The organism is Pseudomonas sp. AC169 (genome assembly GCF_979258515.1).
This window is the reverse complement of record NZ_OZ409866.1, coordinates 4066256-4080513: the sequence shown is the minus strand read 5'-3', so window position 1 is coordinate 4080513 and position 14258 is coordinate 4066256. Positions and strand designations below refer to the sequence as shown.

General features: G+C 57.7%; 13 protein-coding genes and 2 tRNA genes. 10 read left to right on the top strand and 5 right to left on the bottom strand.

Features of this window, described 5'->3' with window-relative positions:
• Positions 1-136 precede the first annotated feature (136 nt).
• The gene (locus tag ACZZ0G_RS18345) at positions 137-2626 is read left to right on the top strand and encodes a ligase-associated DNA damage response DEXH box helicase (RefSeq protein WP_463557053.1); all 2490 of its coding nucleotides are present in this window, start codon (positions 137-139) and stop codon (positions 2624-2626) included.
• Complete coding sequence (pdeM, locus tag ACZZ0G_RS18340; RefSeq protein ID WP_463557052.1) at positions 2623-3279, top strand: ligase-associated DNA damage response endonuclease PdeM; 657 nt, start codon at positions 2623-2625, stop codon at positions 3277-3279. The genes ACZZ0G_RS18345 and pdeM overlap by 4 nt, the downstream gene beginning before the upstream one ends.
• Before the next feature lie 46 nt (positions 3280-3325).
• Here pdeM and ACZZ0G_RS18335 read toward each other — a convergent pair whose 3' ends face one another.
• On the bottom strand, positions 3326-3535 hold the full coding sequence (locus tag ACZZ0G_RS18335; protein WP_007918615.1) for a hypothetical protein: 210 nt from the start codon (positions 3533-3535) through the stop codon (positions 3326-3328).
• Positions 3536-3642: 107 nt separating this feature from the next.
• Entirely contained in the window at positions 3643-4209 is a 567-nt protein-coding gene (gene dcd / locus ACZZ0G_RS18330) for a dCTP deaminase (protein WP_463557051.1), read from the bottom strand.
• A gap of 355 nt (positions 4210-4564) precedes the next feature.
• On the opposite strand from dcd, the gene ACZZ0G_RS18325 reads away from it, so the two are divergent.
• Positions 4565-4774, top strand: coding sequence for a cold-shock protein (locus tag ACZZ0G_RS18325; protein ID WP_002554837.1), 210 nt, complete (start codon positions 4565-4567; stop codon positions 4772-4774).
• Positions 4775-4905: 131 nt separating this feature from the next.
• Positions 4906-6360, top strand: coding sequence for a toxin-antitoxin system YwqK family antitoxin (locus ACZZ0G_RS18320; RefSeq protein ID WP_463557050.1), 1455 nt, complete (start codon positions 4906-4908; stop codon positions 6358-6360).
• A 53-nt stretch (positions 6361-6413) separates the two neighbouring features.
• On the opposite strand, the gene ACZZ0G_RS18315 is transcribed toward ACZZ0G_RS18320, so the two are convergent.
• Complete coding sequence (locus ACZZ0G_RS18315; RefSeq protein ID WP_463557049.1) at positions 6414-7421, bottom strand: DUF481 domain-containing protein; 1008 nt, start codon at positions 7419-7421, stop codon at positions 6414-6416.
• Positions 7422-7585: 164 nt separating this feature from the next.
• Between ACZZ0G_RS18315 and ACZZ0G_RS18310 the strand changes: the two genes are divergently transcribed.
• The 4 genes from ACZZ0G_RS18310 (at position 7586) to ACZZ0G_RS18295 (ending at position 12358) form a co-directional block, all read left to right on the top strand.
• Positions 7586-7939 (top strand): MGMT family protein, encoded by a 354-nt coding sequence (locus ACZZ0G_RS18310; protein WP_016985281.1) that lies wholly within the window; start codon positions 7586-7588, stop codon positions 7937-7939.
• Positions 7940-7982: 43 nt separating this feature from the next.
• Positions 7983-9542: an AmpG family muropeptide MFS transporter gene (locus ACZZ0G_RS18305; protein WP_463557048.1), complete on the top strand. Its 1560-nt coding sequence runs from the start codon at positions 7983-7985 to the stop codon at positions 9540-9542.
• Between the two features lie 129 nt (positions 9543-9671).
• Positions 9672-11387, top strand: coding sequence for a proline--tRNA ligase (locus ACZZ0G_RS18300; protein ID WP_463557047.1), 1716 nt, complete (start codon positions 9672-9674; stop codon positions 11385-11387).
• Between the two features lie 17 nt (positions 11388-11404).
• Positions 11405-12358 carry a hypothetical protein gene (locus ACZZ0G_RS18295; protein WP_463557046.1) on the top strand — a complete coding sequence of 318 codons (954 nt, stop codon included), beginning with the start codon at positions 11405-11407 and terminating at the stop codon, positions 12356-12358.
• A gap of 110 nt (positions 12359-12468) precedes the next feature.
• Here the strand turns inward: ACZZ0G_RS18295 and dinB are convergent, their stop codons facing one another.
• Together dinB and ACZZ0G_RS18285 are read right to left on the bottom strand one after the other, a co-directional pair.
• A complete protein-coding gene (gene dinB, locus ACZZ0G_RS18290; RefSeq protein WP_463557045.1) occupies positions 12469-13530 on the bottom strand; it encodes a DNA polymerase IV in 1062 nt (353 codons plus the stop codon).
• On the bottom strand, positions 13527-13775 hold the full coding sequence (locus ACZZ0G_RS18285; protein ID WP_463557044.1) for a hypothetical protein: 249 nt from the start codon (positions 13773-13775) through the stop codon (positions 13527-13529). The genes dinB and ACZZ0G_RS18285 overlap by 4 nt, the downstream gene beginning before the upstream one ends.
• A gap of 34 nt (positions 13776-13809) precedes the next feature.
• Between ACZZ0G_RS18285 and ACZZ0G_RS18280 the strand changes: the two genes are divergently transcribed.
• Together ACZZ0G_RS18280 and ACZZ0G_RS18275 are read left to right on the top strand one after the other, a co-directional pair.
• Positions 13810-13886 (top strand) — tRNA-Met (locus ACZZ0G_RS18280).
• Positions 13887-14108: 222 nt separating this feature from the next.
• Positions 14109-14185, top strand: a tRNA-Met gene (locus tag ACZZ0G_RS18275).
• Positions 14186-14258 lie beyond the last annotated feature (73 nt).

Below are 14258 nucleotides of genomic sequence, written 5' to 3'. Positions count from 1 at the left end.
TAGAAATTGTTGGCTGACACACCGCATTCGCGAGTAGGCTCGCTCCCACATTCGTTTTTCATCGCGTACAAAAATCAAACTTGTCGACCTGCCGTGCGGTCACTGGAAGAACACCTCCAGAGCGCGCGCAGCCGGCATGGCGAAATCTCCCGACCACGCAAAAACCTGGTTCAGCGCTCGCGACTGGAAGCCGTTCGCCTTTCAGAAACAGGTCTGGGCAGCGGTCAAAAACGGTGAGTCAGGGCTGCTCCACGCCAGCACCGGCGCCGGTAAAACCTATGCAGTCTGGTTCGCGGCGCTCAATCGCTTCGCGCGCTCGCAGCCTTTCGTCGAAACACCGCGCAAACGAAAACAACCTGCCGAACCGCTGACCGTCCTGTGGATCACCCCCATGCGCGCCCTCGCCGCCGACACCGCGCGCGCCTTGCAAACACCTGTCGATGATCTGCAAATCCCGTGGAGCATCGGCCTGCGCACCGGTGACACCAGTAGCAGCGAACGCGCCCGGCAGAGCCGGCGCCTGCCGACCACGCTGATCACCACCCCGGAAAGCCTGACCCTTCTCCTCGCCCGCGCCGATGCAAAAGTGGCGCTGGCGAGCCTGCGCATGATCGTCGTCGATGAGTGGCACGAACTGCTGGGCAACAAGCGCGGCGTGCAACTGCAACTGGCTCTGGCCCGCCTGCGGCATTGGCAACCTGAGCTGATCGTCTGGGGCGTGTCCGCCACCCTCGGTAATCAATCTCACGCCGAGCAGGTGCTGATCCCACAGGGCGGCGGCATCAGTATTCAAGGAAAGAGCGAAAAAACGCTGAAGGTCGACACCCTGCTCCCACCGGCCATCGAGCGTTTTCCGTGGGCGGGACACATTGGCCTGAAGATGCTGCCGCAGGTCGTTGCCGAACTGGATGCCTGCGCCAGCACCCTGGTGTTCACCAACACCCGGGCGCAATCGGAAATCTGGTATCAGGCCCTGCTGGAGGCGCGGCCGGACTGGGCCGGGTTGATCGCCTTGCATCACAGCTCACTGTCTCGCGACACCCGTGACTGGGTTGAGCAGGCCTTGAAGGATGGCCATTTGAAAGCCGTGGTCTGCACGTCAAGCCTGGATCTGGGCGTGGATTTCCTGCCGGTCGAGCGCGTGCTGCAAATCGGCTCGGCCAAAGGTGTCGCGCGCTTGATGCAGCGTGCCGGGCGCTCCGGTCATGCACCGGGACGCACGTCGCGGGTGACGCTGGTGCCGACTCATAGCCTTGAGCTGATCGAAGCCGCCGCCGCCCGTGATGCCGTCGAACAACGGCGTATCGAACCGCGACAATCGCCGCATAAACCGCTGGATGTGCTGGTCCAGCATTTGGTCAGCATGGCCCTCGGCGGTGGGTTTATTCCTGAAGAATTGTACGAAGAAGTCCGCGGCGCTTGGGCCTATCGCGACCTGACGCCCGCCGATTGGGCTTGGGCGCTGGCTTTCGTACGCCATGGCGGGATGTCTCTGACAGCCTATCCGGATTACCGACGGGTCGAGCCGGACGAGCATGGCGTCTGGCGCGTACCGGATGCGCGCCTGGCGCGGCGCCATCGCATGAGCATCGGCACCATCGTCAGCGATGCGAGCATCCATCTGAAATTCTGGAGCAAGGGTGGCGGGGGCAAGCAGTTGGGCAGTGTCGAGGAAGGCTTTATCGCGCGGCTCAAACCCGGTGATGGTTTTCTGTTCGCCGGGCGTTTGCTGGAGCTGGTGCGGGTGGAAAACATGACCGCTTACGTCAAACGCAGCACCGCAAAAAAAGCCGCCGTACCGCGCTGGAATGGTGGGCGGATGCCACTTTCCAACGAATTGGCCGAAGCCGTGGTCAGGCGCTTCAGTGCGGCGGCGCAGGGTGATTTTGTCGGCCCGGAAATGCAGGCCTTGCGACCGTTGCTGGAAACCCAGATGCGCTGGTCGGGTTTGCCCACGACAGACAAGCTGTTGGCTGAAGTGCTGAAGTCCCGCGAAGGTTGGCACCTGTTCCTCTATCCGTTTGCCGGGCGCCAAGTGCATCTGGGGCTGGCAAGTCTGTTGGCCTGGCGCGTCAGTCAACGCCAACCCGTGACGTTTTCCATCGCGGTGAACGATTACGGCCTCGAATTGCTCAGTGCCACGCCAATCGACTGGGCCGAGCATTTGAATGCCGAGCTGTTTTATGCCGATGATTTACTAGCGGATGTTTTGGCCAGTCTGAACGCTGGCGAATTAGCGTTGCGGCGTTTTCGCGAGATCGCACGGATTGCCGGGCTGGTCTTCGCCGGCTACCCCGGTGCACCGAAAAGCACCCGACAGGTGCAAGCTTCCAGCGGTTTGTTTTTCGAAGTGTTCAAACAATACGACGCTGACAACCTGTTGCTGGCCCAGGCCGGGGAAGAAGTCTTACGAGAAGAACTGGATATTCGTCGTCTGGAGCAGACACTGGAGCGGATAAACGGAATGAAACTGGACGTGCATCAGCTTAAACGTCCTACGCCACTAGGATTTCCACTGCTGGTGGAGCGCATGCGCGAAAGCATGAGCTCGGAAAAACTCGCTGATCGCATCCGACGGATGGTCGGTGATCTGGAGAACAGCGCCGACAAGGATAAATCCCGATGAATGCGGCCTACCCGGTGCGTCTGGCCGGCGAAGAACTTTGGCTCCTGCCGGAAAAAGCCCTGTACTGGCCCGCGCAACAAGCATTGCTGATTGCCGATGTGCATTTCGGCAAAGCCGCCGCTTACCGAAGCCTCGGTCAACCAGTCCCGCAAGGCACTACGGCGAGCAATATCGCGGTGATTGATCGATTGCTGGCGAAACTGCCCTGCCGGCAGCTGATATTTCTTGGCGACTTTCTGCACGGGCCTGGCTCACATGCGGTGGGTACCTTAAACGCCTTGGCGCAATGGCGTGCACGCCACGCGGATCTGCCAATGACGCTGATTCGCGGCAACCACGACAAACGCGCTGGCGATCCACCCGAGTCGCTGAATATCCGCGTGGTGCCCGAACCACTGCTGATCGGGCCATTCGCCTTGCAGCATGAACCCGACGCGCACGCTGAAAGGCATGTGCTAGCGGGTCATGTACATCCGGTCTATCGGCTGTATGGCAAGGGTCGGCAGAGCTTGCGCCTGGCGTGTTTCAGGCTTGGCGAACGCATCAGTCTGCTGCCGGCATTTGGCGCCTTTACTGGGGGCTATCCGGTCGAAAAGGAGGAAAGCTGCAGAATTTTCGTCATCGGCGACAACGAAATATGGCCAGTCAGTTGAAGTCTTTGCAGACCTCAGCTGACTGGCCATTCACTTTTAATGCAGATCAGGCGACCGGCGCTGGTGGTGGCTCGTCCGGAAGCGTCGGTTCTCCCGGCTCGGTCGGTTGTTCGTTAGGGGTATCGGGATCAGGCTGTCCGGGAATTCCGCCGGCCATGCTCAGCGGCGGATGCGCCAACAAGGACCAGGCCAATACGCCAATCTGATTGGGCTCGAGCCTTGCCAGTTCGGCAGTGATTTGCGGATCGATCTTCATAGGGCACTCCTCGGCGAAGGCCCGTTTTGCCGAAAGCAAAAACGGGCAGTACACCCCATAGAGTGTCTGCCCGCCAAAGAATTCCCGCGATCTGTCGGATGGACCGATCAGGTGCGCGGCAAGGTCACGCCGCGCTGGCCCTGGTACTTGCCGCCGCGATCCTTGTAAGACACTTCACATTCCTCGTCGGATTCGAGGAACAGCATCTGCGCCACACCTTCGTTGGCGTAGATCTTCGCCGGCAGGTTGGTGGTGTTGGAAAACTCCAGCGTCACGTGACCTTCCCACTCAGGCTCGAGCGGCGTGACGTTAACGATGATGCCGCAACGCGCATAGGTGCTTTTACCCAGGCAGATGGTCAGCACATTGCGTGGAATACGGAAATATTCAACGGTGCTGGCCAGGGCGAAGGAGTTCGGCGGAATGATGCAGACGTCGCTGTGAATGTCGACGAAGCTGCCCGGGTCGAAGTTTTTCGGGTCGACGATCGACGAGTTGATGTTGGTGAACACCTTGAAGTGATTGGTGCAACGCACATCGTAGCCGTAGCTCGACACACCGTAGGAGATCACTCGGCTGTCATCGCTGCCGCGCACCTGGCGCTCGACGAAAGGCTCGATCATGCCCTGTTCCTGCGCCATGCGGCGAATCCACTTGTCCGATTTGATGCTCATGGCGGGGGTGTCCTGAATAGCGAGGTGGAAAAATTCTGTCCGGCATCTTACCGGGCGCGCCGCCGGGTTCAAAGTGCGCGAAGCAATTCTCGGCGAACACACTGGAAATACGGGCTCTGGCGACGAACTGTCACACCGCCGATCCCGAAAACAGAGAAACCTTCGCAAGAAGCATTGGCACGTCCCGGAAAAAGGGTTAAGGTGGCGCCACTGTGCTGCTTGTGTCACTGAGAATCTCTACACGATATGTTGAATTTCGATCCAACCATCTACAAGAATTTTTCCTGCTCTTTGCACTCAGTCTCGGCCAGGGTTCTTCCTGCGTCGCAGTTATCTTTGTTCAAGGAGTTACACCATGTCTAATCGCCAAACCGGTACCGTTAAGTGGTTCAACGATGAAAAAGGCTTCGGCTTCATCACTCCACAATCCGGTGACGACCTGTTCGTTCACTTCAAAGCTATCCAATCCGACGGCTTCAAAAGCCTGAAAGAAGGCCAACAGGTTTCTTTCATCGCTACCCGCGGTCAGAAAGGCATGCAAGCTGAAGAAGTACAAGTTATCTAACTTGTAGATTCTTTAGAAAAGAGCCCCGCCCTTAAAAGCGGGGCTTTTTTGTGTCCGTTTGTTTTGTCAAGCCTCAACGCTGCCACAGCTCTATATGATTCGCGCCCTGGAAAACACATGGAAGAAGCAGGATGCAATTCATCTCCTGGAACACACTCAACGCGCTACTTTTCGCATTCGCACCACCACTAAATGCAGATCCAAAGCCCGATCACCCAACAGTGATCCTCGACATGAACACCCGAGCGACTTATCTGGCTAAAGGGCCAGAAGTGAACGGTCACTCATCGATGCAGCTAAAAGCTGCAGCCCTCCTGACACTTTCTACGCCACACGCCTGTGGGAGCAACGAGGTTTACCTTACCCCGGAATCGTCAGGCATCCCGGTCGAGTCATTTCGCCGCGCACTCGACGAAGTCCAGGACTTGATCGACCAAAAAATTCCACTTCTACTCACGCTCTCAGCTTGCGAGCGAAAACGCGCCTTCTTCGAAAAGGTACGGCCATGCACTCCGGAAGAATGCGGCGACCTGACAAACCCATTGATGGACGGGAAACTTTATCTCGACCAGCACGTGAAGCCGACCGGCAAAGGCCAAGCGTCGTACTACCTACAAATGCCAATGGCTTACGACAAGAAAAACAAGGCATGGCACGCACAAATTTTTTACGTGGACACCCAAACCTTACGCAGCGAGCACTATGTTGATAAGGAGGATTTTGTTTCGGGAAAAGCCGTTTACACATACAAAGCTTACTACCGAGACGGCAAACCCCGGAGAAGCTACTACTACGACGTAAACGGCCTGCGCCATGGCGAGGCGTTAACCTACTCCGATCAAGGCGTGATCATCAAGCGAGAGAGCTACTTGAACAATGATCTGGAAGGTTGGCAATTTATCTATCATGAAAATGGCAAGGTAGCCGAATCCTACAACTGGCATCTGGGCAAGCACGTCGATGGTGAATACCTCGAATATGACGAAGACGGCGCGTTAATCGGACGCAGCAGTTATCGAGATGATGTCCTCGACGGCCCCGTCCTCAGCTACCATCCGAACGGACAGCTGAAGTACGAAACCGTTTACATTAACGGCAAAGCTCAAGGGCCGAATAACCAGTATTTTGATAATGGAGCCTTAGAGTTCTCCGGCAACTACGTTGACGGAAGGCCTGACGGCTGGCTAACCACTTATTTCATCGACGGGACAGTCAAAGAAAAGCAGTATCACAAGGATGGCGTTCAGCGAAGCTATGAGCAATGGAATGAGCAGGGCAAGCAAACCTTGCAGTGGCAGTGGGACGAACAACATCGCAAACAGGGCGACTTCAAACAGTGGTACGCAAACGGCCAGTTGAAGGAGCACCGAAAATACAAGGACGACAAGCTTCAAGGGGCGTCAACGACTTGGCACGAAAATGGTGAGACTGCTTCATCTTCCAGCTATGTCAATGGCGCTCAGGACGGCCCGGTACGCTTCTTCAGAGAAGACGCCAGCCTCAGTTACGAATGTCAATACCAAATGGGCGTCCAGCAGGGAAAATGCGTTTCGATTCGCGCCCGCAAAGCCAAATCAGAAAGCTGAAAATAAAAAGCCCCGCAATCACGGGGCTTTTTCTACCTTTGCCTCAACAAATCTTACCAGGCCACGCCAAACCCGGCGGTGTAACGGGTCTTGTTCAGATCGGCATCGTTGGTACCGCTGATGATGTCGCGCTCGGCCTTGAGGTTGAGCGAGGCCCAGTCGGTGACCTTGTAACGCAAGCCCAACTCAGCATCCAGCGCGTAATCGGCGACACCCGACAGCGGCTTGCCCACCTCACCGTTGGTGAAGAACTCGACTTTCTTGCCGATCAGGTAACGGTTGTAATCCCACTTCATCGCGACGGAATAGAAGTTGTCCTTGCTGCCATCGCGATACTCGTAATCGGTGCGGTTAAGCAGCGAGCCCAGCGAGAAAGCACCCAATTCGTCATCCCAGAACTGGTAGCCGGGACCGGTACCGACCACGCGCTGGCGGGCCAGCTCTTCGATGTGATCACGCTTGTAGTTCAGACGGCCCTGCCAAAACCATTTATCGGTCAGGAAGCGGTCGAGTGCGTACTCGGCGCGCCAGTTATCGGTAGTGGTCTCGTCGTCCTGCACTTCGCGGTTGTACTCACCTTCGGCGGTATGACGCCAGCGACCATGACGCGCCGTGGTCTTGAAGCCGACATCGTAGTCGTCGGTGTCTTTCTCGGCGCGCTGATAGTCCAGCGCCAGGTCGACATTGCCTTTCCAGACCAGATCCTCGACCACCGGTTTCGGTTTGAGAATCTGCTGAATGCTCGCCAGCTCCACGGTTTTCGGCGCCTCACCGTTGGCGAGGGTGACCTTGCCATCTTCGGCTGCCGTCAGCGACTTGGACACTTCACCGGTGTAGGCATCCTGCTTGACCAGCAAATGCTGATCGCTGTCCAGGGTTTTGACCTCTTTCCAGTCAATCGTGACCGCACCGGCGTATTTGGTCTGGATCAACAGCTTGCCGCCATCGAACACGGTGATGGTGCCGCTCAACTTGTCACCGTTCTTCAACCAGACGGTGTCGGCAAGCAGGGGCGTGGACACACTGAAAACAGCAAGGCACAGCAAGGATCTGGAAAACATAAGCGAATCGAAGGCTCAAGTTTGCGAAAAAGGTCGGCATTATCCGTAGGAATAAGACCCTGACAAGGACTGACCGGACTATTTCTGATGAGTTCATTTCTCAACTGCGCGATCACCGATTACTCTGAAAGCCATCGAACTGTTCTTGCTCAGGAACCGCGTACGTGAAAGACCCGCTCGACAGCGTTGAAAACGATGCGCAAATCCGACGCACGGCGCTCTACTCGACGCTCGCCCAAGTGCCCGAAGGCAAAGTCGTCAGCTATGGTCAATTAGCTGAACTGGCCGGTTTGGGGCGCGCCGCCCGCTGGGTCGGCCGCACCTTGAGTCAGCTACCCGGCGATACCAAGCTACCCTGGCACCGAGTTCTTGGCGCTGGCGGTCGGATCAGCCTGCCGGTAGGCAGTCCCTCGGGCGATGAACAGCGGGCCCGATTGCGCATGGAAGGCATCACCGTCCTGAACAATCGTGTGGATATTCAGCGCCATGGCTGGCGTCCGGTAGAGCACAGCGGTTAGAGTGCGCGCTTTGTTTTCGCAATCTTGAGGCAGACTTCAGCCCATGCCCCGTAAAACCTGGCGCGCCGCGCTAGCCGCTTATGCCAGTCCTTCGACGCTCGTGCTGTTGTTGCTCGGTTTCGCCGCCGGCCTGCCGTACATGCTGGTATTTTCAACGCTTTCCGTCTGGCTGCGTGAAGCCGGTGTCGCCCGTGAAACCATCGGCTACGCCAGCCTGATCGGCCTGGCCTATGCGTTCAAATGGGTCTGGTCACCGCTGCTCGACCAATGGCGCCTGCCGTTGCTGGGCAAGCTCGGCCGTCGCCGTTCGTGGCTGGTGCTTTCGCAGGCGCTGGTGATTCTCGGCCTGATCGGCATGGGTTTCTGCGATCCGCAGAAGCATCTGTCCTGGCTGATCGCCATTGCCGTTGTCGTCGCCTTCGCTTCCGCCACCCAAGATATCGCGGTGGATGCCTATCGCCTGGAAATCGCCGAAGACAACCGTCAGGCCGCCCTCGCCGCCAGTTATATGTCCGGCTATCGCGTGGCTGCGCTGCTGGCGACCGCCGGTGCGCTGTTCTTCGCCGAGGGCTTCGGCTCTACTGGCTTCAACTATCAGCATTCGGCCTGGGCCGGCACTTATGCGCTGTTCGGCGCGCTGATGATTCCCGCACTGCTGACCACACTACTGATGCGCGAGCCACCGGTACCGCTGCGCACGCAGTTGCAGGCCGGGCGCTACACCTTCATGCATCAGTTAATGTCGGTTTTTGTGCTGATCATCTTGCTGGTCTCGGTACCGGCGATGTTCACCCAGCTGTACAACACCGATTTCGCCAGCGTGCTGTTCGGCGACATGAGTCCGCTCGACCTGCTGCTGGAAGACCGCGCTTTCCTGCGCGCGATTCTCTATACGCTACTGACCGGCCTGTGCCTGTCGACCATGGGCCGTCGTGGCCTGGCGCCGGTGCTGACCCCGGTCAACGACTTCATCCTGCGCTACCGCTGGCAGGCCTTGCTGCTGCTCGGCCTGATCGCCACCTATCGAATGTCGGACACGGTCATGGGCGTCATGGCCAACGTGTTCTACATCGACCAGGGATTCACCAAGGATCAGATCGCCAGTGTCAGCAAGATCTTCGGCCTGATCATGACGCTGATCGGCGCCGGCATGGGCGGCCTGTTGATCGTGCGTTTCGGCATTCTGCCGATTCTGTTTATCGGAGGTGTTGCTTCGGCAGCTACCAACCTGCTGTTTGTGATGCTCGCCGACATGGGCCCAGACCTGCAGATGCTGGTGGTGACCATTTCCCTCGACAACTTCAGCTCGGGACTGGCCACATCGGCGTTCGTCGCCTATTTGTCGAGCCTGACCAACCTGAAGTTCTCCGCCACCCAATACGCTTTGCTCAGCTCCATCATGCTGCTGCTACCGCGTCTGATGGGCGGCTATTCCGGGGTCCTGGTCGAGAAGTTCGGTTATCACAGCTTCTTCCTGATCACTGCCCTGCTCGGCGTGCCGACGCTGGTGCTGATCGCCCTGCACTGGTTCCAGGAGAGCCGCCGCGAAGGCCCGACGCCAACGCCCGAGCCTGTGCCGACATCGGTCGCAGAAGAATCGTAAGACGTTTCGCCAACGGCGGGAGGAATCCCGCTGTTGGACCCCACCACCGGCCACACGCCTGTACGTCAGCAAAACTCGCCGGTACACTGCTCCGTCATTTCCAGTCATAGCAACCGACAACGGCCAACCATGCGCACCAGTCAATTTTTGCTCGCCACACAGAAAGAAACGCCTTCCGATGCGGTCGTGATCAGCCATCAGCTGATGCTGCGCGCCGGCATGATCCGCAAACTCGCCTCGGGCCTGTACACCTGGCTGCCCATGGGCCTGCGAGTCATGCGCAAGGTTGAAGCCATCGTTCGCGAAGAGATGAACGCTGCCGGCTCTCTGGAAGTGTTGATGCCGAGCACCCAACCGGCCGAGTTGTGGCAGGAATCGGGGCGCTGGGAAGAATACGGCCCTGAGCTGCTGCGCATCAAAGACCGTCACGGTCGCGACTTCTGCGCGGGCCCGACCCACGAAGAAGTGATCACCGATCTGATGCGCAACGAGTTGAGCAGCTACAAACAGCTGCCAATCAACCTGTACCAGATCCAGACCAAATTCCGTGACGAAATCCGTCCACGCTTCGGTTTGATGCGCGGCCGCGAATTCGTCATGAAGGACTCGTACTCCTTCCACGCTGATCAGGCGTCGTTGCAGATCACCTACGACCGCATGCATGAAGCCTACTGCAACATCTTCACGCGTCTGGGCCTGAAATTCCGTCCGGTGGAAGCCGACAACGGTTCGATCGGCGGTGCCGGTTCCCACGAGTTCCACGTACTGGCCGAGTCCGGCGAAGACGACATCGTTTTCAGCAACGGTTCCGACTACGCGGCGAACATTGAAAAAGCCGAAGCCGTGCCACGCGAAACCTCGCGTCCAGCACCGACTGAAGAGCTGCGTCTGGTCGATACCCCAGACACCAAGACCATCGCCGCGCTGGTGGAAAAATTCAATCTGCCGATTGAAAAGACCATCAAGACCCTGATCGTGCGCGCCGAAGAAGAAGGCAAGCTGATCGCGCTGGTCATCCGTGGCGACCACGAACTCAACGAAATCAAGGCTGCCCAGCAACCAGGCGTAGCAAACCCGCTGGTCATGGCCACCGACGCCGAACTGCGTGACGCCATCGGCGCAGGTGCAGGTTCGCTCGGCCCGCTGAACCTGCCGCTGCCAATCATCATCGACCGTTCGGTCGAGCTGATGAGCGACTTCGGCATCGGCGCGAACATCGACGACAAGCACTACTTCGGCGTGAACTGGGAGCGTGATCTGCCGGTTCCGACCGTGGCTGATCTGCGCAACGTGGTCGCCGGCGATCCAAGCCCGGACGGCAAAGGCACGCTGGAAATCAAGCGCGGCATCGAAGTCGGGCACATCTTCCAGCTGGGCAACAAGTACAGCAAGGCGATGAAGTGCGAAGTGCTGGGCGAGAACGGCAAGCCAGTGACCCTGGAAATGGGTTGCTACGGCATCGGCGTATCCCGCGTGGTGGCGGCTGCCATCGAGCAGAACAACGACGAAAACGGCATCATCTGGAGCGACACCCTGGCGCCGTTCCAGATCGCTCTGGTGCCGCTGCGCTATGAAACCGAGCAGGTACGCGAAGCCACCGACAAGCTGTACGCCGAACTGACAGCGGCCGGCTTCGAAGTGCTGCTGGACGATCGCGACAAGAAAACCAGCCCGGGCATCAAGTTCGCGGACATGGAGCTGATCGGCATTCCTCACCGGATCGTGGTCAGCGACCGCGGCCTCGCCGAAGGCAACCTGGAATACAAGAGTCGTACCGAAGGCGAAGCGCAAGCATTGCCGGTGGCCGACGTATTGTCCTTCCTGCAGGCCCGTATCCGCCGCTGAAACCAGATAGAGACGTCATGTTCAAGCGAAACACCTTAGGCCTCGGAGGCACCGCCCTGTGCGGTGCCCTGCTGGTCAGCGGCTGTGCCAATCACATGTCACAACGCAGCGAGCACGAAGAGCGGGTCGAACGAAAGTTGCTCGACCACAGCCTGCAGATCGATGTCGGTGAGCCTAAGGCGCTTGAGCTGCCGCAGCGACGCGTGAAGATCAACGAACAGAAGACTTTTGAAGTCACCGAGTTCGAAGTCACCCGTCGTTACGATCGCTATACGCCTTACCAGCCCTGGCGGGAGGTCTACGAGATTCCGCTGGGTGCGGTGGCCGTGGTCGGCGGCGTCGGCGCCAACGTGGTCAATGTGTTCGCCCTCGGCAACCTGCCGGACAGCATTACCAAGGACTGGCTGAGTTACGGTTTTGCCGGGCTCAACCCGTTCATGAACGTGCAGTCCAACGGTCGTGCGCAGCAGAACCTCGCCGGTATCGATGAAGTCCAGCGCGACAAGCGCACGGAGTATTCGAGCCTGCCGTGGAGCGAGCGTCCGGTGCAGGTCAAGGCTGGCAAGCAGACCTTCGACATGACCACCGATCGCAACGGTGTGCTGCGCCTGAACCTGCTCGACAGTCCGTTTGCCGAAAATGATCTCAATCACGTCGGCAAACTGCAGATCAGCGTCGAAGATGCCAAGGATGACGTGCACTCGGACTCATCGCTGATGATCAGCAGTCATCTGCGTGGCAAGCTGCTCGAAGCGCACGGGCTGATTTACGACGATCTGGAAGACGACGAAGTGAGCCAGTGGGTACACCGGGTCAAACGTCTGTCGGAACTGGGTCTGGAAGAAGAAGCCAGCGAGCTGGAACAAAGCCTGATCGAACTGACGCGCAACGATCCTGAGTTGCAGACTGAGTTTCTCAAGTCCTTGACGAAGGATGCCGGGCGTCTGGTGGCGGATCCAGGTCCGAATTAAAAGCTAAAAGCTTCGCGAGCAGGCTCGCTCCCACAGGGGATTCGTGAACGACACAAATCCAATGTGGGAGCGAGCCTGCTCGCGAAGAGGCCCTGACAGACACCGCAAAACTACCGCTCAAACAACTCCATCTGCTCAAACCCGCCACGCAAATCCTCAAGCCTCACCCCAACCCCCAACAACCGCACCGGTTTCCCGCCGCGATTGAACGCCTGCGTCAGCATCAACTGATAACTGCCCAGATCCCGCCCTGCCCCGGCCTGCTCCAGCGTGGTCTGGGTAAAGTCATGAAACTTCACTTTGACGAACGGCTTGCCCGGTCGATAACTGCTGTCAATTCGAGCCATGCGGGTTTTCAGGGTTTCCAACAGCTCTGGCAATTTATCCAGGCAACTGCGCAGATCCGGTAGATCAACGTCGTAGGTGTTTTCCACGCTGATCGACTGACGACGACTGTCGTTGTGTACCCGGCGGTCATCAATCCCACGGGCAAGACTCCACAGTCGCTCGCCAAAACTGCCGAATTCGCGCACCAGCGCCAGTTTGTCCCACTCGCGCAACTGCGAGCAGTCAACGATGCCGAGCTTGCCCAACTTATCGGCGGTGACCTTGCCGACACCGTGTAACTTGCTCACCGGCAAACCACTGACAAAGTCTTCGACCTGATCCGGCGTAATAACGAACAGCCCGTTGGGCTTTTTCCAGTCGCTGGCGATTTTGGCCAGAAACTTGTTTGGCGCCACACCCGCTGACACGGTGATGTGCAATTGATTGGATACCCGGCGGCGAATGTCTTGGGCAATGCGCGTGGCACTGCCGCCGAAATGCGCGCTGTCGGAGACGTCGAGATAGGCTTCATCCAGCGACAGGGGTTCGATCAGATCGGTGTAGTCACTGAAGATCGTATGAATCTCTTTCGAGGCTTCACGATAGGCGTCCATACGCGGCTTGACGATGGTCAGATCTGGACAGAGCTTCAAGGCATGCCCCGACGCCATCGCCGAACGCACTCCATATGCTCGCGCTTCATAATTGCAGGTAGCAATCACTCCACGCCGATCCGCCGAACCACCCACTGCTAACGGCTTGCCGGCCAGACGCGGGTCATCGCGCATCTCAATGGCGGCATAGAAACAATCACAGTCGATGTGGATGATTTTTCGCTGAGTCATGTCAGAAAAGGAAATGTGGCGAGCCGGATCGGCAGTATCTCACTGGCACCTGTATATAGCACCAGTGGTATGAATGTTCTTTCCAAGCGGTAGGAAATATCCTTTGAATTTATTTTCTCAATCGAGGAGCGGCCGCCAATAGAGCTGAAAGCCTTGCCCCGCCTGCCCTGCGCCCGGAAAAACACCCGAGAAAAAGCGCTAACCGATTGAACCTCAACAGATTTATCCATATTGAAGGTTGACACCCCGGCGTTCCTCTGTAGAATGCCGACACACAGACGCGGGATGGAGCAGTCTGGTAGCTCGTCGGGCTCATAACCCGAAGGTCGTCGGTTCAAATCCGGCTCCCGCAACCAAACATCAAAAAAGGCTACTCGAAAGAGTGGCCTTTTTTGTGCGCGTCTGTTTTGTCGATTTCCTCTTCTTATAAAGAACTGATCGCCAAACAGGAATTCTTTGCATTTCCGAAACTTAAGCCTCCACCTGCGACCGTTTGACGCGATATCACACTTATTTGACCCTTTACGGGATTAGCGGTTGACACCTCGCCGTTCGCCTGTAGAATGCCGCCACACAGACGCGGGATGGAGCAGTCTGGTAGCTCGTCGGGCTCATAACCCGAAGGTCGTCGGTTCAAATCCGGCTCCCGCAACCAAACATCAAAAAAGGCTACTCGAAAGAGTGGCCTTTTTTGTATCTGTTGAAAAAGTCCTTTCGCAACAATGATC